This window comes from Streptomyces sp. 13-12-16 (genome assembly GCF_002114215.1).
Taxonomy (GTDB): Bacteria; Actinomycetota; Actinomycetes; order Streptomycetales; family Streptomycetaceae; genus Streptomyces.
Map to the genome: position 1 here is coordinate 5,331 of NZ_NCTE01000429.1, position 11,284 is coordinate 16,614.

General features: G+C 71.5%; 15 protein-coding genes. 1 reads left to right on the top strand and 14 read right to left on the bottom strand.

Annotated features, from left to right (window positions below; genetic code table 11):
• From B7767_RS46395 to B7767_RS17735, 14 genes are all read right to left on the bottom strand, one after another.
• Positions 1–1,522 (bottom strand): YifB family Mg chelatase-like AAA ATPase (locus B7767_RS46395; RefSeq protein WP_085573037.1); only part of this gene is annotated, 1,522 nt, incomplete at its 3' end.
• 1 nt (position 1,523) lies between these two features.
• Positions 1,524–1,970, bottom strand: coding sequence for a YraN family protein (locus tag B7767_RS17675; protein WP_373408222.1), 447 nt, complete (start codon positions 1,968–1,970; stop codon positions 1,524–1,526).
• A 79-nt stretch (positions 1,971–2,049) separates the two neighbouring features.
• Positions 2,050–2,358, bottom strand: a complete 309-nt coding sequence (locus B7767_RS17680; RefSeq protein WP_003965949.1) for a DUF2469 domain-containing protein — start codon at positions 2,356–2,358, stop codon at positions 2,050–2,052.
• Between the two features lie 53 nt (positions 2,359–2,411).
• Complete coding sequence (locus B7767_RS17685) at positions 2,412–2,939, bottom strand: NUDIX hydrolase (protein ID WP_085573039.1); 528 nt, start codon at positions 2,937–2,939, stop codon at positions 2,412–2,414.
• The gene (gene lepB, locus B7767_RS17690; protein WP_085573040.1) at positions 2,929–3,690 is read right to left on the bottom strand and encodes a signal peptidase I; all 762 of its coding nucleotides are present in this window, start codon (positions 3,688–3,690) and stop codon (positions 2,929–2,931) included. Before lepB (B7767_RS17690) ends, B7767_RS17685 begins: the two co-directional genes overlap by 11 nt.
• Positions 3,691–3,723: 33 nt before the next feature.
• The gene (lepB, locus tag B7767_RS17695; RefSeq protein WP_085573041.1) at positions 3,724–4,713 is read right to left on the bottom strand and encodes a signal peptidase I; all 990 of its coding nucleotides are present in this window, start codon (positions 4,711–4,713) and stop codon (positions 3,724–3,726) included.
• Complete coding sequence (gene lepB, locus B7767_RS17700) at positions 4,625–5,692, bottom strand: signal peptidase I (protein WP_085573042.1); 1,068 nt, start codon at positions 5,690–5,692, stop codon at positions 4,625–4,627. Before lepB (B7767_RS17700) ends, lepB (B7767_RS17695) begins: the two co-directional genes overlap by 89 nt.
• Positions 5,685–6,416, bottom strand: a complete 732-nt coding sequence (gene lepB, locus B7767_RS17705) for a signal peptidase I (protein WP_085573043.1) — start codon at positions 6,414–6,416, stop codon at positions 5,685–5,687. The genes lepB (B7767_RS17700) and lepB (B7767_RS17705) overlap by 8 nt, the downstream gene beginning before the upstream one ends.
• A 45-nt stretch (positions 6,417–6,461) precedes the next feature.
• Positions 6,462–6,812 carry a 50S ribosomal protein L19 gene (rplS, locus tag B7767_RS17710; RefSeq protein ID WP_085573044.1) on the bottom strand — a complete coding sequence of 117 codons (351 nt, stop codon included), beginning with the start codon at positions 6,810–6,812 and terminating at the stop codon, positions 6,462–6,464.
• Between the two features lie 133 nt (positions 6,813–6,945).
• Positions 6,946–7,779 carry a tRNA (guanosine(37)-N1)-methyltransferase TrmD gene (trmD, locus tag B7767_RS17715; protein ID WP_085573045.1) on the bottom strand — a complete coding sequence of 278 codons (834 nt, stop codon included), beginning with the start codon at positions 7,777–7,779 and terminating at the stop codon, positions 6,946–6,948.
• Positions 7,779–8,354 carry a ribosome maturation factor RimM gene (gene rimM, locus B7767_RS17720; protein ID WP_085573046.1) on the bottom strand — a complete coding sequence of 192 codons (576 nt, stop codon included), beginning with the start codon at positions 8,352–8,354 and terminating at the stop codon, positions 7,779–7,781. Before rimM ends, trmD begins: the two co-directional genes overlap by 1 nt.
• A gap of 109 nt (positions 8,355–8,463) precedes the next feature.
• Entirely contained in the window at positions 8,464–8,703 is a 240-nt protein-coding gene (locus B7767_RS17725; RefSeq protein ID WP_003973401.1) for an RNA-binding protein, read from the bottom strand.
• Between the two features lie 2 nt (positions 8,704–8,705).
• The gene (gene rpsP, locus B7767_RS17730) at positions 8,706–9,125 is read right to left on the bottom strand and encodes a 30S ribosomal protein S16 (protein ID WP_030866131.1); all 420 of its coding nucleotides are present in this window, start codon (positions 9,123–9,125) and stop codon (positions 8,706–8,708) included.
• Positions 9,126–9,539: 414 nt separating this feature from the next.
• Positions 9,540–10,139, bottom strand: coding sequence for a hypothetical protein (locus B7767_RS17735; RefSeq protein ID WP_030866134.1), 600 nt, complete (start codon positions 10,137–10,139; stop codon positions 9,540–9,542).
• A gap of 585 nt (positions 10,140–10,724) precedes the next feature.
• On the opposite strand from B7767_RS17735, the gene B7767_RS17740 reads away from it, so the two are divergent.
• Positions 10,725–11,284 (top strand): methyltransferase domain-containing protein (locus tag B7767_RS17740; RefSeq protein WP_085573047.1); only part of this gene is annotated, 560 nt, incomplete at its 3' end.

Here is an 11,284-nt window from a genome sequence, read left to right on the forward strand (position 1 = left end):
GGTCGGCGACGGTCCAGGCGACCCGCAGGACCCGGTCGAGCCCCCGGGCGGTGAGCACGCCCCGTTCCAGGCTCCGCTCGGCGTCGTCCATGGCACCGGGTGCGGCGTGCCAGCGGCTGCGCAGCTCCCGTCCGGGTACCTCGCTGTTGGTGCGCCACGGGGTGCCGGTGAGCCGCGCCGCGGCACGGTCCCGGGCCGCGCGCACCCGGTCGGCGACCGTGGCGGTGGTGTCGCCCCGGGCGCCGCGCGCCGTCAGTTCGTCACGCGTGACGCGGTCGACCTCGACCTTCAGGTCGACCCGGTCGAGCAGCGGTCCGGACAACCTGGCCTGGTAGCGGCGGATCGCCGAGGGCGGGCACTCGCACTGCTCGTTCGTCCGCGAGAAGCGCCCGCAGGGGCACGGGTTGGCGGCGAGCACCATCAGGAAGCGTGCCGGGAAGCGCACGACACCGGCGCTGCGCGCGATGATCACGTGTCCGGACTCCAGCGGCTGCCGCAGGGCGTCCAGGGCCTTGCCGCTGAACTCCGGTGTCTCGTCCAGGAAGAGGACGCCCCGGTGCGAGAGGGACACCGCTCCCGGCCGGACCGTGCCGGCACCGCCGCCGACGAGTGCCTGCATGGTGGCCGAGTGGTGCGGGGCGCAGTAGGGGGCCGTGTCGATCAGGGGTTTGCCCACGGGGAGCAGTCCCGCCACCGAGTGCACGGCCGTCACCTCGAGCGAGGCCTGCCGGTCCAGCGGCGGAAGGATCGACGGCAGCCGCTCCGCGAGCATGGTCTTGCCCGCGCCCGGCGGCCCTTCCAGGAAGAGATGGTGTCCGCCCGCCGCGGCCACCTCCACGGCCGTCCGTGCCGCGAGCTGGCCCACGACGTCCGCGAGGTCATGGCCCTGGTCGTGCGCTGCCGCGCCGACGCCGTGCATCCCGGTGTCCGCCCCGGTGCCCGGGGCGCGCAGCCCCGCCAGCAGCGGGTCGGGGCGCGTCGGGTCCTCGGCGTCCTCCTCCGGCACGGGCTCGTCGGTGAGCACCGCGATCAGCTGGCGCAGGCTGCGGACGCCCAGGACGGACACGCCCGGCACCAGCGAGGCCTCGGCGGCGGCGCACTCGGGCACCACCACCTGCTCGTATCCCGCGTCGGCCGCGGCCAGTACCGCCGGCAGGATGCCGCGCACCGGCCGCACCCGGCCGTCGAGGCCCAGCTCGCCGATCATGACGATGTCGTCGAGCACCCGCGGATCGATCCGTTCGGCGGCGCCGAGCACGGCACAGGCGACCGCCAGGTCGAAACCGCTGCCGGCCTTCGGGACCGACGCGGGGCTGAGTCCCACGGTGAGTTTCTTCTGCGGCCACTCGCCGCCGGAATTGACCACGGCCGCCCTGACCCGGTCCCTGCTCTCCGTCAGGCTCTTGTCCGGCAGCCCCACCAGTGTGAAGGCCGCGACCCCGGGCTCCAGGTCGGCCTGGACCTCCACGACCACGCCCTCGACGCCCACCAGCGTCACCGAGCACGTACGCGCGAACCCCATGTCAGGCCACCCCCCGGACGTGCTCGACCACGGGCGCGCCGCGGGCCGGCAGCAGTACGCCGACCAGGTCGATGCGGACCCCGCCGGGCGGCGCTCCCCCGTGTTCCTGGAGCCAGCGTTCGGCGAGGCCCCGCAGGCGGTCGGCCTTGGCCGCCGTGACCGCCTCCATGGGGTGCTGAAAGGGGCCTGCCCTGCGGGTCTTCACCTCGCAGACGACCAGGGCGTCCCCGTCGCGGGCCACGATGTCGATCTCGCCGGTCCTGCCGCACCGCCAGTTGCGCTGCAGGACCGTCATCCCGGCCTGGGTCAGCCGCCGTGCGGCCAGTGTCTCGCCGTACCTGCCGAGCGCGCCGCGTACCCGGTGTACGTTCTGCGCGTTCCGTGTGTCCCGCGTATTCCGTGTGTTCCGTGCGTTCATGTCGGCACCACCTCCGGCGCCAACGGTCACGCATCCCGCCCGACGGAGTGGATCTTGGTGCGGAACTCGGCGACTGTGGACAACTCCGTCACCCGCACGAGTACGCCGGTCACCCGCCCGGCAGCTCCAGGTCGCTCTTGTTGAGCTCCTCGATGTTCACGTCCTTGAACGTCAGTACGCGGACCTGCTTCACGAACCGGGCCGGCCGGTACATGTCCCAGACCCAGGCGTCCGCCATCGACACCTCGAAGAACACTTCGCCCTGAACCGAGTGCACCTGCATCTCGTAGTCGTTGGTGAGATAGAAGCGCCGCTCGGTCTCGATCACGTATTTGAACAGACCGACGACATCGCGGTACTCCCGGTAGAGCTTGAGCTCCATCTCGGTCTCGTACTTCTCGAGGTCCTCGGCGCTCATGGCATGTTCCCCTTCAGCCGTGCGATCCCCCCATTGTGCGCCAGTCCCGGGCGTCACTGGACGATTTCGGTGTCCAGGGTCACGGGTCCGGCCGGGGGACCTTCGTCGAGCAGCGTGCGCAGCAACCCGGCGAGTCTGGTGGGATACACCGTCTCATGCGCCCGGGCGAGTTCCTGGCACGTCCACCAGCGTGCTCCGGCGACACTGCGCCGCTCCAGCTCGGTCAGCGCCGTGGCCGCGGTCACGGTCTGGGTGGTGCGGGCGAGGTAGTACCACTCGTCCTGGTCCCAGCGGCGGCCGGCGAACGGGAAGGAGCACCTCCGCCGCCACAGCACGGGTCCGAGTTCGACCTCGGTGATGCCGGTCTCCTCGACGAGTTCCCGCAGGGCGGCCTGCTCACGGGTCTCGTCGCCCTCCACGCCGCCGCCGGGCGTGAACCACCAGTCGTCGGCGGGGTCGTCCGGTTCATGGCCGTGCAGCAGCAGGATGCGGTCCCGCGGGTCGAGCAGGACGACCCGGGCGACCCTGCGCAGTCCGCCCGTGCAGGAGTCCCCGGCCGCCGGGGCGGGCTCAGCGGGCACCGGTGGTCCCCGCGTCGGCCCGGTTCCCGGACGCGCCCGCCCGCTTGGCGAAGGGACCGTACGCGGCCCCGCCGAGAATGAGCACGGCACCGGCGATCACCAGCGCGGCGACGGTCCTGAGCGGGCCCGGCGAGGAGAGCGCGCCGAGCCGTTCGAAGCCGGTGGGTGCCTCGAGCATGCCGTTCATCGGCCAGACCACGGCGTCGACCCTGGCCCGGACCGCGTCGCGGGAGACGGTGCCGCCGGCGGCGTCGGTCAGATGGGCCGTGGAGTCCAGCGACCCGGAGCGCTCGTCACCGAGCAGGAACAGGCGCCCCTTCGGCACGGTCACCTCGGGGATGGCGCCGAACTCGGCCGCCTTGCCCTCGGAGAGATACGGCTCGTCGATCTCCTCGCCGTTGACCTCCAGCTTGCCGTCCCGGCAGCAGGAGACCGTGTCACCGCCGACGGCGACCACCCGCTTCACCATGGGGAGGTCCGACCACGTCGTGTCCGTGAAGACGATCACGTCACCACGGCGGACGTCACCACCGTCGACGCGCTCGGCCAGCACCCGGTCACCGGCACCGATCGTCGGCGCCATCGACGGGGTGGGCACGGTGTACGGCCGGTACAGCACCGCTCCCCAGACGAATCCGCCGAGGAACATCACCAGGCCCAGGGCCACGGCCAGCCCGGACAGACGCTGCCCGGTCCTGCTGCCCGGGCTCCTGTCACCAGGGACCGTACGCGTCGCGCTCTGACCACTCATGGGCGGCACCCTACCCGGCGGTACCGGACAGGGTCAGCCCTCCCGGCGGCCCTCTCCGGCGCCGTGCCGACGGCGACGCCAGAGCACCAGCGGCACCGCGCCCGCGAGCGCGAGTCCCTGGGGCGCGGCCGTCAGGACCGCGGCGGGGGACGGTCCGGCGGCCAGCCCGGGCTGGTCGAAGGTGTCCGGGACGGGCAGGTTGGTCCAGCGGTTGATCGGCCAGGCGATGACGACGGCGCGGCCGACGACCTCGTCCACGGGGACCATGCCGTCGTTCTTGTCGCCCTGGTTGTAGCGCGAGTCCCGGGAGTTCTGCCGGTGGTCGCCCATGACCCAGATGTGACCCTCGGGGACCTTCACCTTGAACTGGCCGCCCTGGTCGTCCTGGCTGCACGGGGTGTTGCCGGGGTACACGTACGGCTCGTTCAGCGCCATGCCGTTGACCTTCAGCGGGCCGGTGCCCTTGCACTCGATCGTGTCGCCGCCGACCCCGATGACCCGCTTGATCAGGTCCTTCTCCTCCGCGGACGGCATCAGGCCGATCCAGCTGAGGGCCTTCTGCAGGAGGTTCGGATCGGGCGTCGGCTCGCCGGCCAGCCAGTTGTCGGGGTCGTGGAAGACCACGACCTCGCCGCGCTCGGGCTCGGAGCCGAACCAGGGGGTGAGCTTGTCGACGAGCACCCGGTCACCCTGCTGGAGGGTGTTCTGCATCGAGTCGGAGGGGATGGAGAACGCCTGCACCAGGAACGTCTTGATCAGCAGCGCCAGCACCAGCGCGATACCGATCAGGATCGGCAGCTCCTTCCAGAAGGAGCGGGGCTGCTTCGCCTGGGGGGCGTCGTCGCCCGAACCGCCTTGCGCCGTGGGGGGCTGCTCGTCCCCGGGTCCGTCACCGTCACCCACCGGGGAGTCGTTCCCGGAGGTCACGAAGTCGTCAGCCGCCGGACCTGCCGATTCCACGGGACGTCCGCGGTGCTCCTCGCCCCCGCGCCCGGACCGTGCGCCAACCGCCGCATCCCCCACGCCAACTCCTCACTCTCTGCCGCCGCCCGCGCCATGCCCGGCGCAGGCCCACCACTCCCATAACGAGCGGGAGTTCCGCAGGGCTCGGGAGCTGGACCATTCCATCGGGATCGTCCGGGGCAACCCTATGCGACAGCGGGGCGGCAGCGGTCGATCCCGGCACCGAGTCCGACACGGACGCGTAGGCCGTCGGCTCCTCCAGTGTGCTCCAGTGGCCGAGCGGCCAGGCGATGACCATGGCCCGGCCCACCACCTCGTCCTCGGAGACGGTGCCGCCGTAGTCGGTGTCCTGGTGGGAGCGGGAGTCGGCGGAGTTCGCCCGGTGGTCGCCCATCACCCACAGCCGCCCCTCGGGGACGGTGATGTCGAACGGAGTCGTGGACGGGGCGTTGCCGGGGTACAGGTAGTCCTCGTTCAGGGGGACGCCGTTGACGGTGACCCGGCCCTGCTTGTCGCAGCACTGGACGCGGTCGCCGCCGACGCCGACGACCCGCTTGATGAGGTCCTTCTCGTTCTCGGAGGGCAGCAGCCCGATGAAGGTGAGCCCCTCCTTGACCTGCTTGATCCCGACGGGGTCGTCCTTCTTCGGCGTGGTCTGCTCGTCCCGGAGCCAGCCGCCGGGGTCCTTGAACACCACGACGTCCCCGCGCTGCGGCTTGGAGCCGAACCACGGGGTGAGCTTGTCGACCAGCACCCGGTCGCCGATCTGGATCGTCTGTTCCATGGAGCCGGACGGGATGACGAAGGCCTGGACGAGGAACGTCTTCAGCACCAGCGCTATCACCACGGCGACGCCCACGAGGAGGGGGATCTCCTTGACGGCGCTGCGCCTGCGGCGCCGCTTGACCTTGCGCTGGAGCTTGCGCCGCTCGGCCCGGCTGCGTCCGGGGCCCGGGCCGGCCGCGCGGCGGGAGCCGGTGGGCAGCAGGTTCTCCGCGGCGCTGTCCGGGACGCCGCGGGGTTTGCCGCGGTTACCCATGGGCGTCCTCCGCCGCGTTCGTCTCCGGGGCGGGCACGCGCGCGTAGGCGTCGGGCCGGTGCAGCCGGGTGGCGTGGTCGAAGGGCCATACGATCCCGTCGGCGCGGCCGATCACGCCGTCGACCGGGATCATGCCGCCGCCGGGCGAGCCGAGGTGGTCGCGGGAGTCGCTGGAGTCGCTGCGGTGGTCGCCCAGGACGAACAGGCGCCCGTCGGGCACGACGACGTCGAAGGGCACCGTGGAGGGGCTGTCGCCGGGGAACAGGAAGCCCGACTCGTCGACCGACCGGCCGTTCACCCGGATCCTCCCCTCCCCGTCGCAGCAGACCACACGGTCCCCGCCCACCCCGACGACCCGTTTGACGTAGTCGGCGTCACCGAAATACCCGGTGCCGTCGAACACGATCACGTCACCGCGCTGCGGCCCGGTGCCGAAGCTGTATGCCAACTTGTTTACGAGCACGCGGTCCCCGACCCTCAATCCGTGTTCCATCGATCCGCTGGGAATCTGGAACGGCCGCGCCACGAACGTGTTCACCGCCAGCAGGAACAGCAGGCAGAGCAGCAGGGTCAGGGTAATCCGCCCGCCGGGCAGCCATGGCGTGAGGCGCGACACCAACGCGGAACGCGACCGCCCCTCCGGCCCCGCCGTCCCCGAGGTGTTCTCGGGTCCGGCCGGGGGGAGGGAGCGGTCGCGCTCCGTCGGCTGTGCTTCGGTGTCCATCGGGGCCAGATGCTATCCGGCCGCGGTATGACGCCGGTAAAGCGCTCAGTTCTCGCGCTTCTCCTTGATCTTCGCCGCCTTGCCGCGCAGCTCGCGCAGGTAGTACAGCTTGGCGCGGCGGACGTCACCGCGGGTGACGAGCTCGATCTTCTCCACGATCGGGGTGTGCACCGGGAAGGTGCGCTCGACGCCGACGGAGAAGGAGACCTTGCGGACCGTGAAGGTCTCGCGCACGCCGGCGCCCTGACGGCGGATGACCACGCCCTTGAACTGCTGCACACGGGAGCGGTTGCCCTCGATGACGCGCACGTGGACGTTCACGGTGTCGCCGGGACGGAAGGCGGGGACGTCGTTGCGCAGCGACGCGGAGTCGACGGAGTCGAGCAGGTGAGACATTTCGTCTGCTTTCTTCGCTGATGCCGCAGGTCATCAACGGCAACTAGAGGCTGGGGTCGATGCCGTGCGGTTCGGGACGGGCGTCGTGTCCCCCTGCGGCAGGGGCGCACGCCGGACGACGCACAGCAGCGGCCTATTCTTCCACGCCGTCGGTCCTGCGCCAAAATCGGCCGTACGGCTCTCCGGCGGGATCCGGTTCCCAGCCCAGGATGGACAGCATCTCCCGGTCCTTCTTGTCGAACGCCTTGGGGTCGCAGCGCTCGATGAGGTCGGGCCGGTTGGCGGTGGTCCGGCGCAGCGCCTCGTCGCGCCGCCAGCGGGCGATCTTCCCGTGGTGGCCGCTGAGCAGCACGTCCGGGATGCCGCGCCCGCGCCACTGCGGCGGCTTGGTGTGGACGGGACCCTCCAGGAGGTTCGCCATCGCCCCGGGCGCGAAGGAGTCGTCGCGGTGCGACTCGGCGTTGCCGAGGACGCCGGGGAGCAGCCGTGCGACGGCCTCCGTGACGACGAGTACCGCGGCCTCGCCGCCGGCCAGCACATAGTCGCCGATGGACACCTCGTACACGGGCATCCGGGTGGCGTACTCGTCGATGACACGGCGGTCGATGCCCTCGTAGCGGGCCGGGGTGAAGACCAGCCAGGGGCACTCGGAGAGCTGGACGGCGAGTTCCTGGGTGAAGGGACGGCCGCTGGGGGTGGGGACGATCAGGGCCGGCTCGCGGGAGCCCGTCTCGTAACCGTCCGCCAGGACCGAGTCCAGCGCGTCCCCCCACGGCTCGGTCTTCATGACCATGCCGGGGCCACCGCCGTACGGGGTGTCGTCGACGGTGTTGTGCCGGTCGTACGTCCAGTCGCGCAGATCGTGCACGTGGACGTCGAGCTGACCGCGCGCGCGTGCCTTGCCCACGAGGGAGACGTTCAGCGGTTCGAGGTACTCGGGGAAGATCGTGACGACGTCGAGCCGCATTACGCCTCGTCCCCCGCGTCCCGGGCCGGGGCACCGTGTCCACCAGCGGCTTCGTCGCGGACCGCGTGGTCGTCGATCAGACCCGGCGGCGGGTCGATGACCGCGCGCTGCTCCTCCAGGTCGATCTCGGTGACGATCTCCTCGACGAACGGCACGTACACCTCGGTGCCGTCGGGGCGCTCGACCACGAAGAGGTCCTGGGTGGGCAGGTGCGAGATCTCGGTGATCCGGCCGACCTGCTCGCCCTCCTTCGTGACGACGTCGAGGTCGATCAGCTGGTGGTCGTAGTACTCGTCCTCGTCCTCGGGCCGCTCGTCCGGGTCGACGTCGGCGATGAGGAGGGTGTTGCGCAGGGCCTCGGCGCCGTTGCGGTCGCGGACGCCCTCGAAGCGCAGCAGGAGGCGGCCGCTGTGGACGCGGCCGGTCTCGATGGTGAGCGGCCCGACGGAGGCGGGGTCGGTGGTCAGGACGGCACCGGGCCCGAGCCTCAGCTCCGGTTCGTCGGTACGGACCTCCACGGTGACCTCGCCCTTGATGCCATGGGCGCGGCCGATGCGAGCGACTACCAGCTGCACTGTGCTTGATCTCCTGTCGAACTGCGACGAACCACTCACGGCTCATACGACTGCGGGCCGGGGACGGCCCAGTGGCCCTCCCCGGCCCGAGCCGGTGCTGCGTTTGGCGTCAGCGGACGTGGTCCACGTCGACGAGGTCGACACGGACACCGCGGCCGCCGATGGCGCCCACGACGGTACGCAGAGCGCGTGCGGTGCGGCCGTTGCGGCCGATCACCTTGCCGAGGTCGTCCGGGTGGACCCGGACCTCGAGCACGCGCCCGCGGCGCAGGTTGCGCGAGGCGACCTGCACATCGTCAGGATTGTCGACGATGCCCTTCACGAGGTGCTCGAGAGCCTCCTCGAGCATGCTCAGGCCTCGGTCGACGCGGACTCGGCGGCGGCCTCGTCCTTCTTCTCAGCCTTCTTCTTCTGGGTGATCGCCTCACCCTTGCCCTCGTCCTCGCCGCCGAGCGCCTCGAAGGAGGGGCGGGCGGGCTTCTCGGCCGCCTGCAGCAGCGGAGCCGGGGCGGGCTCGCCCTTGAACTTCTGCCAGTCGCCGGTCTTCTTCAGGATGGCGAGCACGGGCTCGGTCGGCTGGGCGCCGACGCCGAGCCAGTACGCCACGCGCTCGGCGTCGACCTCCATCACCGACGGGTTGTACGTCGGGTGGTACTTGCCGATCTCCTCGATGGCCCGGCCGTCACGGCGGGTACGGGAGTCGGCGACGACGATGCGGTAGTGAGGCGAACGGATCTTGCCCAGACGCTTCAGCTTGATCTTGACTGCCACGGGAGTGGACTCTCCTGATTTTGACGTGGTTGGGCACGGCGGGATGTGCCGCGTGGGGTTGCGGTACCCGAGTGCCCGATGGACGCGTCAGCCGGAGGAGAGAGGGGTCCTGTTCGGCTGTCGAGTACAGCTAGCCATTCTGCCACACCCTGTGGGGCGGGGGTGACCGAGGGGTGGGCGCGCCAGATGGGCGCCCGGCGCCGGTGCGGGCCGGGGCGTCCACGCTGCCCGGCGCCAGTGGGGTGCCTCCCCCGCTCTCGGCTTCGCTCGAGCGGGGGGACCCCCATGAGCGGGGCCCCCATCGCACACCCGTACCGACCTGGAGGCACCCCCAGGCCCTTGAGGCACTGGGGGAGGCACGACCGCCCGCGACGGCGCCTCGCGTCTCCGGCACCCACGAGATGCCGGGGACGATCAGCTTGCCGCTGCCACCACTTCCGGGATCCGGAAGGGTTTGCCGCAGCCGCCGCAGACGATGGGGGCCTGGGCGAGGACCGAGGGGACGACGCGGACGTTGCGGCCGCAGTCGCAGACGGCCTTGACGCGGACGCCGCCCCCGGAGGAGCCGTGCCGCGCGGCCGGCCCGCGGAAGCTGCGGGCCGTGTCGCCCGCGGTCGCCGCGGAGTGGGCCTTCAGGGCGCGCTGGAGGCGCTCCGTCGTCGGACGGTAGCGGCGCTTCGCCTCGGGGGTGAGCGTGACCAGGGAGAAACCGCTGCTGGGGTGCGGTTCCTCGGGGTGGTCCAGGCCCAGTTCCTCGGCGATCGCGAGGAATCTGCGGTTGTGGTAGCGGCCGGCGCGGGATGTGTCGCGTACGCCGCGCGCGGCGGCGACGCCGTGGACTGCCTCGTGCAGCAGTCGTTCGAAGGAGAGTTCGTGACCGCACGCGGACGACGACTCCCCGATCAGGGACTCGGGCGCGGCAAGATCGGGCAGCTCGGGGTGGTACCGCTGAATGTCGGCCCACGCCTGCGCCAGCTCTGCGGCGAGAACAGGTGGTGTCTGTGTCGTGCTCACGTAATGACAACGAGCCTGGGTGCCTCTGTGTTCCGATTCCGGGGCATCCCAAATAATTTGCACGTACCCGTCAGTTGCCACTGATGCGTCCTGACGAGTACGGGTGCGCTGATCTGCGGAGAAGCCTCGCAGCTCGCCTCAAGGTGGTGCGTAGGCTGACGTACGCCCCCACGTGTAAGCGGTCTCCGCGCGGCGGTGCACGCGAGGTTCGCGGGCGCGCAAGAGGCGTTTCGGTCGCTCTCGCGGGGACCCGGCGCCCGGTTCGGCGGGCACGCCACGGGCGCGACGTTACCGGGTCCGCCGCCACACCCGCGCACCGCCCCGCCACAAGCCGCTCCCGGTTTCGTCGACCTTGGCCGGAACCGGCGTACGGGTGTTTCCGCCATGGCGGACCGGACGGCCCGGGATTACCGGAATGTGAATTCTTGCCACTGGCACAAGCCGAGTGCCAACCGCGGCCGCATTCCACTGGACGACACGACGAGGGCGGAGTTTCCTGGCATACGGGGGGTGTGCGGGGCGCACTGCACGGGGGCCAGGGAACGGGGAACCGCGGCAACTCTCGGCTGATTGGGGCGCTTACCTATGACACCTACGCTCGTGCGGCAGCACCCGCCTCGCACGGGGGCCGTCCCCCGTGTGGACCCTCGTGCACGCGCGCGTGACTGGTCCGAGATCCAGGAGCGGATGCTCGTACCGCTCTACGAGGCCGTCTACGAGCGACTGGACGTGGGATCCGCGACACGGCTGCTCGGCCTCGGCTGCGGCTCCGGGCTGGCCCTGCTGATGGCGGCCTCGCGCGGTGCCGCGGTCACCGGCGTCGACACCTGTGCCGACCGGCTGGCCCTCGCGCGGGAGCGGTTGCTGCCCGACGAGCAGCGGGAGCCACGCGCGCGTGCCGACCACCGGATCGTGCACGGCTCGCCCGCCCAGGCCGCCCGCACGGACGCGTACACCGTGGTGACCGCCTTCGAGCCGATCGGCTGCCTCGCGGGCGACGCGGAGGGGCTGACCGAGCTGCTCGCCGAGGCGGTACCGCTCGCCGGGCGCGGAGCGGCCGTGGTGCTGGCCGGCTGGGGTCCGCCGGAGCGGTGCGCCACGGCGTCCGTGCTCCGGGTGGCCACCAAGCTGGCGGAGCCGCTGCG

Bases quoted from the DNA above. Each gene is read 5' to 3' on its own strand.
- B7767_RS17680 (WP_003965949.1), bottom strand. From the start codon at position 2,358: ATGAGCGCCGAGGACCTCGAGAAGTACGAGACCGAGATGGAGCTCAAG.
- lepB (WP_085573040.1), bottom strand. From the start codon at position 3,690: ATGAGTGGTCAGAGCGCGACGCGTACGGTCCCTGGTGACAGGAGCCCG.
- lepB (WP_085573042.1), bottom strand. From the start codon at position 5,692: ATGGGTAACCGCGGCAAACCCCGCGGCGTCCCGGACAGCGCCGCGGAG.
- lepB (WP_085573043.1), bottom strand. From the start codon at position 6,416: ATGGACACCGAAGCACAGCCGACGGAGCGCGACCGCTCCCTCCCCCCG.
- rplS (WP_085573044.1), bottom strand. From the start codon at position 6,812: ATGTCTCACCTGCTCGACTCCGTCGACTCCGCGTCGCTGCGCAACGAC.
- trmD (WP_085573045.1), bottom strand. From the start codon at position 7,779: ATGCGGCTCGACGTCGTCACGATCTTCCCCGAGTACCTCGAACCGCTG.
- B7767_RS17725 (WP_003973401.1), bottom strand. From the start codon at position 8,703: ATGCTCGAGGAGGCTCTCGAGCACCTCGTGAAGGGCATCGTCGACAAT.